General features: G+C 76.5%; 8 protein-coding genes. 3 read left to right on the forward strand and 5 right to left on the reverse strand.

Annotation, left to right across the window (positions count from 1 at the left end):
- Positions 1–18: 18 nt before the first annotated feature.
- Together C4U03_RS09230 and C4U03_RS09235 are read right to left on the reverse strand one after the other, a co-directional pair.
- Positions 19–4,353: a type I polyketide synthase gene (locus C4U03_RS09230; protein WP_103937259.1), complete on the reverse strand. Its 4,335-nt coding sequence runs from the start codon at positions 4,351–4,353 to the stop codon at positions 19–21.
- Positions 4,350–11,096 (reverse strand): type I polyketide synthase, encoded by a 6,747-nt coding sequence (locus C4U03_RS09235; RefSeq protein WP_200827153.1) that lies wholly within the window; start codon positions 11,094–11,096, stop codon positions 4,350–4,352. The genes C4U03_RS09230 and C4U03_RS09235 overlap by 4 nt, the downstream gene beginning before the upstream one ends.
- A 288-nt stretch (positions 11,097–11,384) precedes the next feature.
- On the opposite strand from C4U03_RS09235, the gene C4U03_RS09240 reads away from it, so the two are divergent.
- Positions 11,385–13,646 (forward strand): hypothetical protein, encoded by a 2,262-nt coding sequence (locus tag C4U03_RS09240; protein WP_146087291.1) that lies wholly within the window; start codon positions 11,385–11,387, stop codon positions 13,644–13,646.
- Positions 13,647–13,650: 4 nt separating this feature from the next.
- On the opposite strand, the gene C4U03_RS09245 is transcribed toward C4U03_RS09240, so the two are convergent.
- Positions 13,651–14,655 carry an alpha/beta hydrolase gene (locus C4U03_RS09245; protein WP_103937261.1) on the reverse strand — a complete coding sequence of 335 codons (1,005 nt, stop codon included), beginning with the start codon at positions 14,653–14,655 and terminating at the stop codon, positions 13,651–13,653.
- 211 nt (positions 14,656–14,866) lie between these two features.
- Here C4U03_RS09245 and C4U03_RS09250 point away from each other — a divergent pair, with 211 nt between their 5' ends.
- Positions 14,867–16,633, forward strand: a complete 1,767-nt coding sequence (locus tag C4U03_RS09250) for a RelA/SpoT family protein (RefSeq protein ID WP_103937262.1) — start codon at positions 14,867–14,869, stop codon at positions 16,631–16,633.
- Between the two features lie 75 nt (positions 16,634–16,708).
- On the opposite strand, the gene C4U03_RS09255 is transcribed toward C4U03_RS09250, so the two are convergent.
- Positions 16,709–17,320, reverse strand: a complete 612-nt coding sequence (locus C4U03_RS09255; protein ID WP_200827154.1) for a TetR/AcrR family transcriptional regulator — start codon at positions 17,318–17,320, stop codon at positions 16,709–16,711.
- A gap of 116 nt (positions 17,321–17,436) precedes the next feature.
- Positions 17,437–18,072, reverse strand: a complete 636-nt coding sequence (locus C4U03_RS09260; RefSeq protein ID WP_103937263.1) for a DUF6069 family protein — start codon at positions 18,070–18,072, stop codon at positions 17,437–17,439.
- 218 nt (positions 18,073–18,290) lie between these two features.
- Here C4U03_RS09260 and C4U03_RS09265 point away from each other — a divergent pair, with 218 nt between their 5' ends.
- Positions 18,291–19,166 carry a S66 peptidase family protein gene (locus tag C4U03_RS09265; RefSeq protein ID WP_103937264.1) on the forward strand — a complete coding sequence of 292 codons (876 nt, stop codon included), beginning with the start codon at positions 18,291–18,293 and terminating at the stop codon, positions 19,164–19,166.
- The last annotated feature ends 6 nt before the right edge of the window (positions 19,167–19,172 follow it).

Raw genomic sequence — 19,172 nt, forward strand, 5'->3', positions numbered from 1 at the left:
CCGCCGCGGTCCCCGGCCTCATGCGTCCTCGGGCCGCGGCGCGACGGTCCAGGTGACGACGTGCCCGTCCACCAGGCAGGTCTGCACGGCCGTCACCTCGCCTCCGGTGACCACCAGCAGCCGGTCCCCGTCGGCGGCGGTGACCACGAAGTCCTGCGGCCTGCCCTGCAGCCCGGTGCCGGCGGCCTTGGCGGCGGCCTCCTTGGCGGTCCACAACCGAGTGACGGCGGTGGCCCGGTCGGTGTCGGGCCGTTCGGCCAGCCGCTCCAGCAGCGCCCGCTCGGTCTCGGTCAGCGCGACCCCCTCGATCGGCGCGCTGTCGGTCCTGACCGCCTCCACGTCGATGCCGGCCGGCTGCGGGGCGGGCCGGACGAGCGCGGCGGCCAGGTCCGCAGTGTGCGCGATCGACACCGACAGGCGGGCGTCGAAGGGGCCCCTCACCTCGGGCCGGCCGGCGGCGTCATTGTGCACGGTCAGCTCGGCCGGGAACAGCGGGCCGTGCCCCTGCTCCCACAGCCAGTGCCGGACGGCGTCCTTGACGGCGATCCGGCCGAGCAGCCACGGGCCCTGGGCGCGCCCGGCGAGCCGGTCGTACTCGGCGCGTTCGGCGGCGCACAGGTAGTGCCGCATCAGCAGGTCCCGCGAGGACGCCCCGTCCCAGTGCCGGCGGGCCAGGCACCAGCCGCCGGGCTGCGGCTCGCCGACGCCGGAGACCTCGGGGGTGAACTTCATCCGCCAGACCGCCTCGTCGGTGTAGAAGCGGTGCGTCGTCCAGCCGTCGACGCGTCCCCACACCGTGCCGTCGGCGCGGACGAGTTCGGCGTCGCACCGGACAGTGGTGTCGGAGACGGTGCGGTTCCAGACAGTGACGTCCAGGCGCTCCCCTTCGGGCGGCTGCGGGCCGTACCAGGTGACCCGCTCGATGCCGACGGGGAACACCGTCTGGTCCTTGTCCCCGTACACCTGGATCCAGTGGCCGCACAGTTGCCCGGCGGCGTCCATCAGCGCGCCCGGCGCGGGTAGCGCGACCACCCCGGCGCGCAGCCCGTCCCCGGCCAGTGTGCGGATGTCCTGGACGCCCTGGTAGCGGGGGCCGTGGAACATCCACCGCTCGGCGTAGAACCGCTCGGCGGTCACGGCGGGCGGCCCCTCCCCGGTCAGCGGGGTACGGTCGGGCTCGGGCGGGCTCGAGTACCGGTCGGCCAGCAGCACGACCCCGTCGGTGTAGTCGCCGACGCGGACCTCGACCCGGCCGGGCGCGGTCACCCGGGCGTGGACGGCGGTGGTGGTGGGCGGCGCGGCGACCACCCAGCGCAGCGCCCGCACGTTCTCGAAGCCGGTGACGACCTGGCCGGGCAGCAGTTCGCGGGCGGTCTCGGCCATCACCTCCAGCAGCGTGGTCAGCGGGACCACGGGGAAGCGGTCGGAGGAGTCGGGCCAGCCGGCGCGCTGCGCGATCAGGCAGTGGTCGGCGACGTAGGGCATGGTCTCCAGCGAGAAGACCCGCGACCGGGTCGGCTCGGCCGCGCGGTCCCGCCCGGACCCCGCGTCCAGCGCCTCCAGGACGGTGCGCGCGCCGGTGACGGTGTCGCGCACCAGCGCGTCGAACTCCGCCATGACCGGGGTGTCGGCGGGCAGCGCGGGAGGCTGCTCGGCGGCCGTGTCGATCAGCGGGGGCACCGCGTCCTTCAACCGGATCAGCGGGGTGCCCAGGTCCAGCCGCAGCCCCGGGGCGGCGGTCTGGGCGGGCGGGGCGCCGCCGGTGTCCCCGTCCGTGCCGTATCCGTCGACCCACAGGGCGGCGGCCACGCAGTGGAGCTGGGCCAGGCCGTCGCGCGCCGGGACGTTGGCGGCGATGGCCAGGTGTTCGCGCGAGCCGAGCCGGTCGTCCACGAACCCGGTCAGGCCGCCCGGCCCGACCTGCACGAACGCCCGGACTCCGGCGTCGGTGTAGAGCCGCTCGATCAGCTCGCTGAACCGCACCGGCTCCAGCACGTGCCGCACCACCAGGTCCCGCACCTCGTCGGGACGCTCCGGGAACGGCGCGGTGGTGGTGGCCGACCACACCGGCACGGTCGGCCGCTCGACGGGCAGCACGTCGAAGGAGGCGCGCACCGCGTCCAGGTATCCGGCCGCCATCGGGGTGTGGAAGCCGGAGCGGAACGGCAGTTCCTGCCCCAGCACTCCCTCGGCGCCGAGCCGTTGCAGCACCTCGCGGACGGCCCCGGGCGGGCCGCAGATGACCGACTGGTGGGGGCAGTTGTCGTGGCTGACGGTGACGCCGTCCACCCCGTCGACGGCCTCGGCCGCCCGGCCCGCCCCGCAGCCCAGCGCCCCGTAGATCACGTCGGGGACGTGCACCGGCCGCTCGTCCAGCGCGGCCAGGAAGGCGTCGGCCGCGTCCGGCGGGTACATCCCGGCGACGATCATGGCGGTCCACTCGCCGAGGCTGTGCCCGGCCACCAGGTCCGGCTCGACCCCCAGCTCCCGCAGCGCGGCGGCCAGCAGCCGGCCGACCCCGATGACGTCGACGGCGTGGCCCAGCAGGTCGCCGCGGCCGGTCAGGCGGGGCCGGGGCAGCCCAAAACGCTCACCGACCCCGTCCACGCGGGGCCGGAAGACCGGCTCGAAGCCGGGGAACAGGAACGCCGTCATCCCACCGCCCGGGGCCAGCAGCGGCCGGGGCGTGAACCAGATGTCGCCACGTCCCCGCCAGGGCCGGCCGCGCGCCACGATGGTGCGGGCCAGCGCCAGGCGCTGCGGCTCGGGCGCCGCGACCGCCAGCCGGCAGGGGCCCTCGCCCGTCACCGTGCCGGTCCGGGCGACCAGCGCCGGGTCCGGCTCGGCCAGCAGCGCGGCCAGCTCGTCGGGCGAGGCCGCCGCCAGCCGCAGCACCCCGCCGGCCTGCTCGGCCCCGGCACGGCGGGGACGCCGGGACAGCCGGGCGCGCACCGAGGCGGGCGCCTCCTCCAGCACCAGGTGGGCGTTGGCCCCGCCGAAGCCGAAGGCGTTGACGGCGGCGCGGCGGGGGACGCCCGGCCCGGCCTCCCACTCGGCCGGCTCGCGGACGGGCCGGAACCGGGTGCCCTCCAGGGCCGGATGCGGCTCCTCGACGTGCAGGGTGGGCGGCAGCACCCCGTCGTGCACGGCGAACGCCGCCTTGATCAGCCCGGCCACGCCGCCGGCCGGCATGGCGTGGCCGATCATCGACTTGACGGTGCCCAGGCCGACGGGCGGGCCGCCGGTGCCGAAGACGCGGCGTAGGGTCTGCAGTTCCGTGCCGTCCCCGGCCGGAGTCGCGGTGCCGTGCGCCTCCACCAGGCCCAGGCCGCCCGGCTCGCGCGGGTCCAGCCCGGCGTCCCGCCAGGCCCGCTCCACCGCCAGCACCTGGCCGTCGATCAGCGGGCTCATCAGCCCGGCGGCGCGCCCGTCGCTGGCGCAGCCCACCCCGCGGATCACCGCGTAGACGCGGTCCCCGTCGCGCTGGGCGTCCTCCAGCCGCTTGAGCAGCAGCATGCCGGTGCCCTCGGCCAGCAGCGTGCCGTCGGCCGACCGGTCGAACGGGCGGATCCGCCCGCTGGGGCTCAGCGCCCGCAGCTGGCTGAACAGGCTCCACACCGTCACGTGGTGGGCGTGGTGGACGGCCCCGGCCAGCATCGCGTCGCACTGTCCGGTACGCAGCGCCCGCACCGCGTGCTCGACCGCCAGCAGCGCCGACGCGCAGGCGGCGTCCACGGTGTAGGCGGGGCCGCGCAGGTCGAAGCGGTTGGCGATGCGGGCGGCGGCGAAGCTGGGCACCAGCCCGGTCGAGCCGTCGGGCCGGTCCGGGCCCAGCCGCTCGCAGAACGCCCGCCGGATCTCCTCCAACCGGTCCGCGCCCAGCCCGGGCACCAGGTCCTCCAGCGCGGCGACGAGCTGACGCGAGGTGTGCACCCGCTGGTCGAAGCGGGCCAGGCCGGGGGTGAGGTAGCCGCCCCGGCCGATCACGACGCCGACCCGGAACCGGTCGGGCAGCCGTTCCTCCCCGCCCGCGTCGGCGATGGCCTCGGCGGCGGTGCGCAGCGCCAGCAGCTGGTCGGGCTCGATGCCGTCGACGGAGGCGGGCATGATCCCGAACCCGGTCGGGTCGAAGGTGGCCAGCTCGTCCACGAACCCCCCGCGGCGGCAGTAGAACCGGCCGCTGCGCGGAGCCCCCTCGTAGGCGTCCGGGTCGTAGTAGACCTGCGGATCCCACCGGTGCGGGGGGACGTCGGTGATGGCGTCCACGCCCGCCCGGATGTTCCGCCAGAACCCGCGCGCCGTCCCCGCCCCGGGGAACACCGCGCCCATGCCCACGATCGCGATCGGCGTCATGGCGTGTCCCCGGTGAGGACGACCTGTGGCTCGGTGCCGCCGGCGATCTCCCGGAGCAGGGCCCGCACGGCGGCGTCGGGGTCCAGCAGGGCGGTGCCGCGCCGGGCGTACTCGCGGGCCAGCTCGGGCGTGACCATACCGCCGCCCGCCCACGGCCCCCAGTCGGCCACCAGCACCCGGCCGTGCAGGCGGGTCCGCCACACGTGGGCCAGGGTGGCGCAGGCGTCGTTGGCGGCGGCGTAGTCGGCCTGCCCCCGGTTGCCCAGCGTTCCGGCCACGCTGCCGAAGACCACGAAGAAGCCCAGGTCCGGGCGGACCGCGTCGGCCAGGGTCCGGGCGGCCCCGGCCTTGGTCTCGTAGACGCGGGCGAAGGAGGCCAGGTCCTTGTCGCGGACCAGCCGGTCCTCCAGCACCCCGGCGCCGTGGACCACGCCGTCGAGCCGCCCGTGCCGGGCGTACACGTCCTCGACGGCGGCGCGCACCGCCTGCGGGTCGCACACGTCGAGCGCGTGGTAGCGGACGGACGCGGCGGCGCCGTCCAACGCGGCCAGGGTGGCGCGCACCTCCCGCCCGGCCAGGACCCGCCGGACGGCGGCCTCGATCTCGGCGGGGGCGCGGCCGCCCTGCCGGGCGAGCACCCGGCGCAGCGCCGTCTCGTCGACGGCCGTGGCCAACGCCGGGTCCTCGGCGTGCTCCGGCACCGGGGTACGGCCGATGATCTCGATGTGGCAGCCGGTGGCCGCGGCGAGCGCGCACGAGACGCGGGCGGTGATGCCCCGGGCCCCTCCGGTGAGGAGGACGACGCCGTCCCGGTCCAGGGGGAGGGACGCCTCGCCGGCGAGTTCCTCCGGGACCAGTGCGAGGGTGCGGCGGGCGTCGCCCTCGTACCCGACGACGACCGGGCCGGGCTCGCCCAGCAGCTCGGCGACGAGCCGTTCCGCCAGGGCCCACGGGTCGTCGCCGGTGTTCAGGTCCACCGCCCGCACCAGCGCCTCGGGATACTCCAGCGCCAGCGTGCGGGCCAGCCCGCGCAGCCCCGCCCCGGTGACGGCGTCGGGCGAACCGTCGTGGCCGAACGTGCCGCCGGTGCCGGTCACCAGCAGCAGGCGGCCGGTCCCGCCCAGCAGCGCGTCGCGGATCCCGCCGTACACGCCGGGCAGGACGGGCGGGCCGGACGGGCGCAGTGCGGCGAGGTGGATCACGGCGTCGGCGCGGCCGTCCACCTCCGGGGCGACGCGGACGTGCGCGCCGTGGCGGTCAAGCAGGGCGGCCAGCTCCGGCGCCACGCCCCGGCCGTCGTCCACGACCAGGCATCGCCGGCCGGTCAGCGGGCCGGGGCCCGGCGGCGGCGCGGCGAGCGCGGGCAGCTCCGCCGGGCGGACCACGTGCCGGCGCGGCGGCACGGCCGCCGGGGCGGCGGGCGCCGGTCGTGGGGCGGTCCCGCCCTTGCCCCGGCCTCCGTTCTCGCCCCGGTCCCCGCCCTCGCGCAGATGGCCGCCGAGCCAGGTCACCATCTCGTCGATGGTCCTGATCCGCGACAGCCGCTCGACCACCGGCTCGCCGGGGCCGCCGCCCGGCGCGGCCAGCCCCACCTGGTCGGCCAGGTCCCCGATGATCTCGGTGCGCTTGATGGAATCGATGGACAGGTCGGCCTCCAGGTCCAGGCCGGTGGCGAGCATGTCCTCCGGATAGCCGGTCCGCGCGCTGATCACAGCGAGGACCTGCTCGCGCAGGCTCTCCGCCGGGGCCTCGGCACGCCGCGGCCCGGGGACCCCGCCCTCGGTGCCGGGGTCGTCGCCCTGCGGGACGGGCCGGGGCGGGGGCACGTGCGGCGACGGGGCCGTGGCGGGCACCGGGTCCTTCCTGGGCGGCGGGACGGGGGCACCCAGGTAGCCGAGCACGACGTCGCGCTGCGCCGCCGCCAGCTCGCGGCTCATCCGCAGGTACTCCAGGACGGCGGTGTCGCGGTCGGGCGGCCGTAGAGCCGGGGCGGCGATCCGCTCGGCCGGGCGCAGCCCGTTCACCGGATGGCCGCCGTCGGCGGTGCGGACGAGGTGGCCGTCGACGACCCACCCGGGCCGGGCGGGCGGCTCGGCCGGCAGGACGTTCGCGTCGCGGCCGGCGAACAGCGGCAGCGGGTTGACCTCGACGCCGGCGGCGGCCAGCTCGGCCAGCGCCAGCAGCAGGCCGTGCAGCCCGGCCAGGCCGCGGCCCGCCCCGTCGGCGGGACGGTCGCAGGCGACCACGGTGTGCGGGCGGTCGGCGAGGATCCGGCCGACCAGCCGGGTCAGCACCCGGCCCGGGCCGGCCTCGACGAACACCCGGGCCCCGGCGGCGTACATGGCCTCGATCTGCTCGACGAAGCGCACCGGCGCGGCGACCTGCTCGGCCAGGGTGGCGGCCAGCAGTTCCGGCGCCGTGTGGTACGGGGCGGCCGTGGCGTTGGACCACACCGGGAAGGCGGGCGAGTGCAGCCGCCGCCCGGCCAGCTCCACGCTCAGCCCGGTCGCCGCTCCCCCGGCCAGCGGACTGTGGAACGCACAGGCCACCGGGATCCGCTCGGCCGCCAGCCCCTCGGCGGCCAGCGCCCGCACTGCCTCCTCGACGGCGGCCGTGGGCCCGGAGATCACCACCTGCCGGGGAGCGTTGTGGTTGGCGACGACCACCCGGGGCAGCCCGCCGATCACCGCGCGCACCTCGTCGACAGTGGCGGCGACGGCGGCCATCGTGCCGGGGTCGCCGTCCCCGCTGTCCCGCACCGAGCTCAGGATCGCCTCCGCGCGGGCGGCGCTCAGCCCGATGAGGTCGTCCTCACCGAACACCCCGGCCGCGCACAGCGCGACCAGCTCGCCGTAGCTGTGCCCGGCCGCCATGTCGGGGTGCACGCCCAGTTCGGTCAGCAGCCGGTGGACGGCCAGGCCGGCGATGCCCAGCGCGGGCTGCGCGATCCGGGTGTCGGTGAGGGCGGCCCGCTGCCTCCCGCGGTCCTCGGCGGTGAACGCGGCGGGTGGGAACATCGCCTCGGCGTACCGCTCGTCCCCCAAGCGCAGCAGCCGTTGCAGCCGGGGGAACGCCACGAACAGGTCGGCGAGCATCCCGGGCCGCTGACTGCCCTGCCCGGGGAACAGGAACGCCACCTGCCCCCGCTCGCCCGACCCGGCCGGGAACACGCCCGGCGCCGCCCGGAACCGCCGGGCCTGCTCGATCTTGGCCGCCAGGTCCTGCGGGCCGGTGGCCACCAGCGCGATCTGGACGGGTCCCTGATCCCACGCGGCGGCCGTGCGGGCCAGGTCCCGCAGCCGGGCGTCGGTGCCGTGGGCGGCGAGCCGGTCCAGCCGCTCGCGGGCCTCGGCGCGGTCGGCCCCCCGGATGAGGAACAGTTCCGCGGGCCACTCGGCGACCCCGGACACCGGCTCGGGGGCGCCGCCGTAGCCGGCCAGCACCGCGTGGAAGTTGGTGCCGCCGAAGCCGAACCCGCTGACCCCGGCGTACCGCCCGGCCGGGTCGGCGGCCCACGGCCGCGGGGCGTGACCGAACGCGAACGGGCTGGTCCGGCGGTCCCAGGCCGGGGTGGGCTCGCGCAGGTGCAGCGTGCCGGGCCGGACCCCGGTGTGCACGGCGTAGGCGGCCTTGATGAGCCCGGCGAGCCCGGCGGCGCACTTGGTGTGGCCGATCTGCGACTTGACCGAGCCCAGGACGACCCGGCCCGGCGCGGTCCCGGCGAACGTCTCGGTCAGCGTGGCCAGTTCGGTGCGGTCGCCCACGGCGGTGCCGGTGCCGTGCGCCTCCACCAGCCCCACCTGGGACGGGCGGATCCCGGCGGCCCGGTAGGCCCGCTCCAGCACGAGCCGCTGTCCCTCGGGCCGCGGGGCGGTCAGCCCGCGGGAACGCCCGTCACTGGCCCCCGCGACCGCCTTGATGACGGCGTAGATCCGGTCGCCGTCGCGTTCGGCGTCGGCCAGCCGCTTGAGCACCACGCAGGCCACACCCTCGCCCAGCGCGATGCCGTCGGCCCCGGCGTCGAACGGGGCGCACCTGCCGGACGGCGACAGCGCCCGCGCTGAGGCGAACAGCAGGTAGTCGTAGACGCCGTTGTGCAGGTCGGCGCCGCCGCACAGCACCATGTCGGCGCTGCCGCAGGCCAGTTCCTTGCAGGCGGCGTCCAGCGCGGCCAGCGAGGCGGCGCAGGCGGCGTTGACGGTGTAGTTGGCGCCGCCGAGGTCGAGCCGGTTGGCGATCCGCCCGGCGATCACGTTGGACAGCACGCCGGGGAAGGAGTCCTCGGTCAGGCGCGGCAGCCGCTCGTCCAGGCCGGGCGGCACCTCGCCGTAGTATCCGGGCAGCAGGGCCCGGGCTCCGTAGGCGGTGCCCAGGTCGGTGCCCCCCTCAGCGCCGAAGATCACCGCGGTGCGGGAGCGGTCGAACGGACGGTCGGCGTACCCGGCGTCGGCCAGGGCCCGGGCGGCGATCTCCAGCGCGAGCAGTTGCACCGGATCGACGCTGCCGAGCGAGTTGGGGGGAATGCCATGGGCCAGCGCGTCGAACGGGATGCCGGGCAGGAACCCGCCCCACTTGGAGGGGGTCTTCTCGCCGGGGGGGCCGGCGGGGTCCCAGTACAGGCCGGAGTCCCAGCGCTCGGCGGGGACCTCGGTGACGGCGTCCACGCCGCCGACGACGTTGGCCCAGTACTCCGCGGCGTCGCGCGCCCCCGGGAAGGCGCAGCCGATGCCGACGATCGCGACGTCCAGCGGCCGCGGCCGCGGCTCGGCGGCCTCCCCCAGGCCCAGTTCCCGCGCCCGGTCGGCCAGGAAGCGGGTGGCCCCGGCGCCGACCTGCTCGTGCAGCGCGGCGATGGTGGTGACGTCCGAGCGCAGCCCCGCCACCTGGCCGATCATGAACATGCCCTCGCGGTACTGCTCGTCCTGGCCGCTCTCCAGCAGCCTGTCGCCCTCGCGCCGCAGCCCCCTGCTGGCCAGCCGCAGCCGGCCGAGGTTCAGGCGCTCCAGCCGCGCCCACATCTCCTGGCGGGACATGCCGGAGTCCGACAGGTCCCGCCGGGCCTGCTCGAAGGCCTCGGCGTACGGGGTCAGCGCGCAGCGGGTGGCGTGGCCCGGAGAGGTCTCCAGCAGCACGGTGCGCTCGCAGGCGACGGCCGCCCGCTGGAAGCCCGGCACGATCGCGCCGGCCACCACCGCCTCCTGCGTGAACAGGTATGCGGTGCCCATCAGCACGCGGATCTCGGCGCCGCGTTCGGCCAGCGGCCCGGCCAGCGCGGCCACCATCGCCGCCGACCGCTCGTCGTGAATGCCGCCGGCGAAGGCCACCGACAGGTCCGCCGCCGCGTCCGGGTGCTCGTCGGTGAACGCCAGCAGCCGCTGGACCTGCGCCTCCCACAGCGGGAAGGCGGCGCGCGGGCCGACGTGGCCGCCGCACTCGCGCCCTTCGAAGACGAACCGGCGGGCGCCCTCGGCCAGGAACCGTTCCAGCAGCCCGGGCGAGGGGACGTGCAGGTAGACGGCGATCCCGGCGTCCTCCAGCGGAGCCGCCTGGGCGGGACGGCCCCCGGCGATCAGCGCGTACGGCGGCCGGGCCGCGCGGACCGCCGCCAGCTGGGCGGCGCGGATCTCGGGCGGGGCGAATCCCAGCACGCCCACGCCCCAGGGCCGGTCGCCGAGCCGTTCGGCGGTCTCGGCCAGCAGCCGCCGGGTCTCCTCCCCCGCCATCAGCGCCAGCGCCAGGAACGGCACCCCGCCGTCCTGCGCGACCGCCTCCGCGAACGCGGCGCGGTCGCTGACCCTGGTCATCGGCCCCTGGAACACCGGGCCCCCGGCCGGCCCGCCGGGGCGGGCCAGCGGCTCGGCGCGGACGGCGGCGGCGACGTTGCGGCCGATCTGGCCGGCGACGGCCTGCACGACACCGCCGGCGGTCTTGTACCGCTCGGCGAGCGGGCGGGCGAACGCGCCCTCCTGCCCGATCGGCAGCAGCCTGCCGCGCAGATCCAGCGCGCCCAGCCGGGCCCGGACCTCGGCCGGGTCGTCGGTGTCGAAGGCGGGCAGGTCGGGGCGGGTGTAGACGCGGTGACCGGCGACCACGCGGGTCTCACCGCCGTCCATCGCGCCGATCGCGGCGGCCACCTCATCCGGCAGGTCCAGCTCCCGCACCAGCGCGAGCTGGGCGTCGAGCAGCACGCCCGCGGCCCCGCCGGCCACGGCCGCGGCGGCGGTGTGCGGGCCGATCCCCCCGGCCGCCCACACCGGGTGGGACAGCCCGGGGTCGCCGAGCAGCCGCTGCAGCAGCACGAACGTGGTCAGCTCGCCGATCCGCCCGCCGGCCTCGCAGCCCCGGGCGATCAGCCCGTCGGCACCGAGCCGTACGGCCGCGTGCGCCTCGTCCGGGTCGACGACTTCCACCAGCAGCCGGCGGCCCGGCATGTAGGGCCGCGCCGCCTCCAGGGCGGGCGCGTCCACCAGCAGGGTGCCGGCGGCCTCCGGCAGTTCCTCGGGCCGGACGGGGCAGCCCGGCGGGATGCGGACCGCGAACGGCCCGTCCCACCAGCGGCCCACCTGCTCCAGCGCGGCCAGTGCCGCGTCCCGGTCGCGGCCGAGGTCCAGCGCTCCCAGGGCGCCGGCCCGGGCGACGGCGACCGCCAGCCGGGCCGCCGGGAGCCCGAACGGCGTCATCCCGATGATCCGGTCACGTTCCCCGGTACTGCCGCCGCGCGTTCCGGCCCTGTCCGCCGTCATGCCACGCCCCCCGACGTCCCCGTTGCCCCGTCCAGCCGCGGGCGGAGGCCCGCGACGCCGCGTCACGTTACTGTTAGTGATGATCCGATCACTTCATCGACACGCCTCGCCCCGGTGGATGGCGGGGACATGGCCAACGCCTTACCGGCAGCCGAAAAGCCGCCGCCCGGAAATCGCCAGGTTCCGAGAATGTCTCCCGAATCCGGCTCCCGCCCTATACGGTCGTCGCCGATCACGCGGCGTGTTTCAGGCGGCAACGGGCCACCGCCCGTCCACTCGGAGGTGTTCGTGCGCGTACTGGTCCTGTCGGTCCTGGCGTTGGTCCTGGCACCGGTCCTAGCGCTGCTGACCGTCCTCGCCCCCGGGCTCGGCACGGTCGGCGCCCTCCCGGCGCGGGCGGCCGCCGCACCGGCGGACGCCACGGCGCCGCAGGGGCGGGTGGTCCTGCTCGGGGTGCCCTCCCTACGCTGGGACGAGCTGGATGAGCGCGCCACCCCACACCTGTGGCGGCTGGCCCGCGAGGGCTCGGCGGGAGCGCTGTCGGTACGGGCGGTGGGCACGGTGGCCTGCCCGATCGACGGCTGGCTGACGGTATCGGCGGGCACCCGCTCCTCCCGTCCCGGCGGGCCCTGCGACGCGCCGCCCCCCGCTCCGGTGACCGCCGGCGAGGGCGCCGTGGTCCCGGACTTCGCTACGTACCGTGACAGCAACGTGGAGTCGAAGTTCCGTTCACCGGTCGGGCTGCTGGGCGGAACAGTGCGGCAGGCCGGCGGATGCACCACCGCGGTCGGGCCCGGCGGGGCGCTCGCGCTGGCCGACCCGCAGGGCCGGGTGGACGTGTACGTCCCGTCCGCCGCCCAGGTCACGGCGGCGGTGCTGGCCCGCTGCCCGGTGACCGCCGTCGACCTCGACGACCTGCTGCGGTCCGGCGACGGGCCGGGCGCGCGGGCCGCGGCCGTCCGCCGGGCGGACGCCGCCGCCGGGCGGGTGCTGGCCGCGCTGCCGGCCGCCACGACGGTGCTGGTGTCGGGGATCTCCGACGGCCCGAGCGCGGCCGGGCCGCACCTGCGGGTGGCCATCGCCGCCGGGCCGGGCATCCCGGCCGCCTCCTACCTGACCTCCGACTCCACCCGGCGCGACGGCATCGTGATCACCCCGGACGTGACCGCGACGATGCTCGTCTCGGCGGGCCTGGCCGTGCCCACCGAGGTGATCGGCACCCCGTGGCGCGGCGAGGGGCGGCGGCTCGCGGGCGAGGCGGGCGTCACCGAACTGGCCCGGCACGACGTGGCGGCGCAGACCTACAAGTCGGTGCTGCCCCGGTTCTTCCTCGGGCTGGTCATCTCGCAGGTGGCCTTCTACCTGGTGGCCATGGTGATCCTGCGCCGCCGGCAGGACGGCGGGGGACGGCGCCGGGTGCTGGCGGTCCTGCGGGTGGTCGCGCTGGCCTGCGCCGCGGTGCCGGTGTCGACTTACCTGGTCAACCTGCTGCCGTGGTGGCGGGGCGGGCCGCCCGAGCCGATGCTGCTGGGCGGCATCGCCGCGTTCGACGCGCTGATCGTGACGGTGGCGCTGGCCGGGCCATGGCGGCGCACCCTGCTCGGGCCGGGCACGGTGGTGACCGCCGTGACCGCCGCGACGGTGGGGCTGGACCTGCTGACCGGCACCCGGCTGCAGCTCTACAGCCTGATGGGGTACTCGCCGCTGGTCGGGGGCCGCTACTACGGGCTGGGCAACATCGCGTTCTCGGTGTTCGCCACCTCGATCCTGCTGACCGGGGCGGGCCTGGCCCAGTGGCTGGTCGGCCGGGGCGCCGAGCGGGGCGACGGCGAGCAGGCCCGGCGGTGGGCGGTCGCCGCCGTGCTGGCGCTGGGCACGCTGGCGATGGCCCTGGACGGGCTGCCGCTGTGGGGCGCCGACTTCGGCGGCGTGATCGCCATCGTGCCGGGGCTGGCAGTGGCCGCCATGATGGTCGCGGGCCGGCGGATCTCCCTGGTGCGGCTGGCGGTCTTCTGCGCGGTCGGCGGCGTGCTGGTGCTGTCGATCGCCTATCTGGACCATCTGCGGGGCAGCAGTACGCATCTGGGCCGCTTCTTCGGCGAACTGCTGGCGGGCGAGGCGGGGCCGACCGTGGAACGCAAGTTCGGCGCCATGATGAAAACGATGCTCAACCCGACCCTGACGCCGATCGCGGCCGCCGCGCTGGTGCTGCTGTTCATGATGCTGCGGCGGCCCGGCCGGATGCGCGCCCCGGCGCTGGAGCAGGTGTACGCGCACGCGCCACTGCTGCGGGCGGGCCTGATGGGCGCGCTGGCCACCGCCGTGGTGGGCACGCTGGTCAACGACTCGGGCATGGCGGTGCTGGCGCTGGCCCTGGTGGTGGCCGTCCCACTGGCGCTGGCCGCCGGGGCCCACGCGCTGCAGCCGGTCCCTGCCGTTCCCGGCGGAGAGACGCCCGACGCACCGAAGGCATCGGACGCACCGAAGGCACCGGAGACGCCGGAGACGCCGGACGCGCCGGAGGCACCGGCCGGCCCGGTGACGCCCTGAGGCCCTACACGGTGGCGGCGGCCGGGCGGCGGTGCGGGCGGATGCCGTGCCGCAGGATGCCCTCGTCCAGCCAGCGGTCCAGGTGGGACCAGGTGGTGGCGCGGGCCCGGATCCCGGTCAGCACGCTCAGATGGTCGCCGGGGGCGATCTCGAAGCGCACCCGCGGCGAGGAACGCAGCGCCAGCGTCAGGTCGCGCACCGCCCGCGGCGGCGCCGTCCGATCGCCGGCCCCGGCGACGGCCAACACCGGCACGCCGACCCGGGCCAGGTCCACCCGGCGGCCGCCGAGCCGCAGCCCCTCCCCCGTCAGGTCACCGGCGCCCAGGAACGCCGCGTACGGCTCGGTGAGCGCACGGCCGGGATGGACCCGCAGGGCGGCGGCGAAGTGGTCGGCCGCCTCCAGCTGGGCCAGGTGGTCGCGGTCGTCGATCCGCAGGAGGGTGCCGTAGGGGCGCAGCAGGCGCCGTTCGAGGTCGGCCAGCCGGTCGGCCGGGCCCGCCCGTCGCAGGCCGGTGGTCGGGGCGATCGCCGCGACGGAGGCGATCGGCAGGCCCGGGTCGTCGGCGGCCGCCAGCAGCGCCAGCACGCCGCCCAGGCACCAGCCGACAAGCTGCACCGGCTGGCCGCCCGCGTCGTGGGACACCCGGCGGATCGCCGCCGGCAGGATGTGCCGGACCCACTCGGTCAGGCCCGCCTCCGGGTCCGCGGGTCCGGCCCGGTGCTCGTCCAGCAGGTAGGCCAGCCGGCCCGCACCGGCCACGTGCTCGGCGAGGCTGCCGCCCCGGCGCAGGTCGAAGCAGCGGGCGGGGGCGCCCGGCGAGGGCACCAGCAGCACCGGGGGCCCGGCCGGGACCAGCCATTCGGGGGAACGGTAGCGGTGCACCGCCGGCCCGGTCCCGCCGCCGACCCGGTCCGCCGGCACACGGCCCAGATCGGCGATCCGACCGTTCAGCAGTTTGCAGGTGACGTTCGACACCGCGGAGTACAGGCTTCCGGGAGAAACGATCATTTCGTGGGGTTCAACTCCATTCGGGGGAGAGAACGCGAAGACTGTCCCGTTCATTGATACCTGCGTAGTGGAAGGCGGATATCACGGGAGAGTGAAAGCCGTGTAAATCACACGGCCCGCCACGACGCTCGCGCCGGAACGGGCCCGTCGCGCATAATGGCGACTACAGCCGGTAGCAGCCGCGCTACACGAGGGGCCGCCAGGTGACGCGATGATGCCGCTCAATCCGCAGGAGGCCGGGCTCCCGCTGCGGGCGGGACGCCGGGGACGCCCGTTCCCGCTCCGGCTCCGGTCCGATCCGCGGGCCGCGCGGCGCGCCGAGGTGGCGGCCGCGCTGGCCCCGCTGCTGCGGGCGCGGGGCGCGACGGCCCGCCACGCCGCCTTCTCCGACGGCGACGCCCGCGAGCTGTGCCGGGCCTATGACGTGGCCGAGCGCATGCACCGGGGCCAGCTCCGCAAGTCGGGCGCCCCGTACATCACCCACCCGCTGGCGGTGGCGATGATCCTGGCCGGGATGGGGATGGATACCACCACCCTGGTGGCCGCCCTGCTGCACGACACCGTCGAGGACACCCCGTACACGCTCGGCGAGGTGCGCGCCGACTTCGGCGAGGAGGTCGCGGTCCTGGTCGACGGGGTCACCAAGCTGGACGGCGAGCGCTGGGGCGACCGGCGCGAGGCCGAGACCTTCCGCAAGATCGTGCTGGCCGCGGCGGCGGATCTGCGGGTGCTGGTGATCAAGCTGGCCGACCGCCTGCACAACCTGCGCACGCTGGGCTTCCAGCCCGCGCACAAGCGGGCCCGGTACGCCACCGCGTCGCTGGAACTACTGGTGCCGTTCGCCGAGCGCCTGGGCATCCACGCCCTCAAGCGGGAGCTGGACGATCTGGCTTTCGCCCACCGCGACCCCGGCGCGCACGCCGCGACGGCGGCCGCGGCGGCACAGGCGCTGCGCGGGGCCGGCGCCACGTTCGGCCCGGCGCTGGCCCGACTGCGGGAGTCGCTGGCCGAGCACCGGCTGGCCGCCAACGTGTCCGTTCGTCCCCGCCACCTGTACGCGGTGCACCAGGACTTCGGCAGCGCCGTGGTGGGGCTGCGGCCCGGCGAGGCTGCCCGGGTGCTGGTCGTGGTGGACGGCGACGACCGCGACTGCTACATCGCGCTGGGCGCCGCGCACGCCGCGCTACGCCCCTGCCCGGGGCGGGTCAAGGACTACATCGCGCTGCCCAAGTTCAACATGTACCAGGCGCTGCACACCCGGGTGATCAGCCCGGACGGCGACCCGCTGGAGGTGATCATCCAGAGCCGGGCGATGCATCCGGTCGCCGAGTACGGGATCGTGGCGCACATCCGCGACGCCGGCGACGGGGCGGCCACCGCCGACGCCGTGGCCGGCCGGCGCGACCTGGTCTGGCTGAGCCGGCTGCTGGCCTGGCAGTCCGACGCCGCCTCGGCCGACTTCCTGGACGGCCTGCGCACCGACCTGGCGGTCGGCCATCTGGCGGCGTTCACCCCGGGCGGGGAGATCGTGGCGCTGCCGGCGGGCGCCAGCGCGCTGGACTTCGCCTACGCGCTGGGCACCGAGACCGGCAACCACAGCATCGGCGCGCTGGTCAACGGGCGGCTGGCCCCGCTGTCGGCCGAGCTGCGCAACGGCTACGTGGTGGAGATCCTGACCGATCCGGAGGGCTGCCCGTCGGCGGACTGGCTGGAGATCGCCACCACCGCCCCGGCCCGCGTCCACATCCAGCTCTGGCTGTCGCACCGGCGCGCCGAGGAGGCCGCCGACCTGGGCCGCCGCCGCCTGGTGCGGGCGCTGGCCGACCGCGGGGTGGACCTGCTGACGGCCGAGGCGCACGGCGAGTCGCTGTCCATCGCCCGCGACCTGGGCTACGCGGAGGTCGATGACATGTACGCCGCGCTGGGCGCCGGCTCGCTCCGTCTGGAGGATCTGCTCGACCGCTTCGCCGGCGCCTGACGGGACGGCGGCCCACCGGCACGGCCGGGCCGATCACCACGGTCGCAGACGGGACCGCCGGCCCGGGCGGCCGAATCAGGGGATCGCACCGCCGGGCCGGCCGGTCGGGCGGGGACCGTCCAGGACGCGGGTGACCGCGTCGCCGATGAGGGCGCGGACCCGGTGCGGGTCGTCGAGATGGGCACCGACCACCAGCCCGTCGCGCAGGGCGACGAGGATGTCGGCGGTACGCGCGGCGTCCGGGTCGCCGCCGGCCTCCAGCAGCCCGGCCAGCAGCCCGTGGAACCAGCGGCGGTGGTCGTCGACCGCCCGGCGCACCGGGTGGCCGGCGTCGGGGTACTCGGCCGCGGCGTTGAGGAACACGCAGCCGCGGAAGTGCGGGTCGCCGCCGGCCTCGCCGATCCTGGCGAACACCGTCAGGAGGGCCTCGCGCGGCTCGGCCCGCGGCATCCGCGCGAAGTGGTCCCGCTGCAGCCGGCTCTGCTCCTCCACATAGGTGCGGACCAGGTCGTCCTTAGCCGGAAAGTGGTGGTAGAAGGTCGCCTTCGCCACCCCGGCCTCGGCGATGATCCGGTCGATGCCGACGGCGCGGATGCCCTCGGCGTAGAACAGCCGGGTGGCGGTGTCCAGGACACGGCGGCGGGCGGAGCCCGCACGCCGCCGTTCCAGCTGCGGTGCTGCGGTCACCCGTCGACTTTACTGGACAGACCTGTCTGGCCCCGGAGAACGGGCAGACGGGTCTGTCCGCCGGGTGCGGAGGATCTTCCCGGGGGCCAGGCGTCCGGGACCGGAAGGCCGGACGCCTACGGCCACGGATCGAGGTCCGGTGGTCCCGGCCAGCGGGCGGACAGCGACGCGGTGGCGGCCAACAGGCCGATCACGACCAGCCCCGTCGCCAGGTTGATCGCGGCGGTCGCGATCCTGGCCTCCAGTCCCGCCCGTACGACGAGCGGCGCCAGCGTGGCGATCCCGGTCACCGGCCCGCAGACCCAGGCCAGCATGCTCACCGGGCGCGGCGAGACCAGCATCAGCACGTGGAGCAGCCCGGTGGCCTGCAGGGTCAGCGCCCCCATGCACAGGGCGTAGGCGGCGCTCACCGCCAGCCCGTCGACGCGGGGGCTCACCGGGACCGGCACCGGGACGTGCAGCACGCCACGGGCGACGAGCGCACCGGCCACCGTCACCAGCACCGCGCACAGGGCGGCGATCAGGCCTCCCGCCCACAGCCGGCCGACCCTGATCTGGGGGCCGGCCGCCAGCACGCCGTGCAGGGCGGCGAAGCCCCGGTAGCGTTCGACGGACGCCTCCCGGACCTGCGGCGACCGGGCCGTCGCCGGGCAGCGGTAGGCACGATGCAGGGGCTGCCGTGTCCGCCCCCGGGGGTGGGCACGCGGGCCTGAAGCATCGTCCGGATGCGGCCCGAAAGGCACCTTCGCCATGCCATCCCCCCAAACTGCTACTTAATGAACTAAGCAGCGCACGTCATGTCTGCACTCGTTGCCGCGCCGGGGACGGCCAAGACCAATGACATTCCAGACATCCGCAATAAGCCCGCCAAGCGCCCGCCGGACGGGGGGCGGCCGGGCGCGGGGTCCCGCCGGGAAAACACCGCGTCGTGGGAGGCTCTTCGGGTGACCGGCGGCAGGAAGGCGGGGAGATGAGGCTTGCACCGGGTGACCTGGTCACGGTCATCGCGCCCAGCGGGCCCGTCGGGGCCGCCGCGCTGCGCCGCGGAGTGGCGATCCTGGAGGGCTGGGGGCTGCGCGTCCGGGTCGCCCCCCATACGGAGGCGGCCTCGGGGTACCTGGCGGGTCCGGACACCGCACGCGCCGCCGACTTCACCGAGGCGTGGACCGACCCCGAGGTGCGCGGCGTCCTGTGCGCGCGGGGCGGCTACGGGGCCCAGCGCATGCTGGACCTGATCGACTGGGAACGCGTCCGGGAGGCCGGCCCCAAGATCTTCTTGGGCTCCAGCGACGTCACCGCCCTACACGGGGCGCTGGCGCGTCACCTCGGCCTGGTCACCTACTTCGGGCCCATGCCGGCCGGGCTCGCCCTCAGCAGGGACCGCGCCACCGCCGAGGCCCTGCACCGGGCCCTGTTCACCGGCACCGATGCGCTGACGGCCCCCAAGGGCGAGGCGCTCTTCCCCGGCATCGCCCGGGGGCGGCTGCACGGCGGGACGATCACTCTGCTGGCCACCAGCCTGGGGGCGCAGGAGGGCGCTCCCCCGGCCGGCGACCGCGTCGTCTTCCTGGAGGACGTCACCGAATCCCCCTACCGGCTCGACCGTTCCCTCACCCAGTTGCTGCGGGCGGGATGGTTCGCGGGGGTGACCGGTGTCGTGCTCGGCTCGTTCGTCGACTGCGGGCCCGAGGAGGAACTGCGCGCGATGCTGCGCGACCGCCTCGGCCCGCTCGACGTGCCGGTCCTGTGGGGTTTCCCCGCCGGTCACGGCCCGACGCAGCTGACCCTTCCGTTCGGCATGTGGGCCGAACTGTCGGCCGACACGGCCACCTTGCGCTTCACCTGACCGCGC

Origin of the sequence: Thermomonospora echinospora, from assembly GCF_900108175.1 — a bacterium.
GTDB classification, from domain to species: Bacteria; Actinomycetota; Actinomycetes; order Streptosporangiales; family Streptosporangiaceae; genus Thermomonospora; species Thermomonospora echinospora.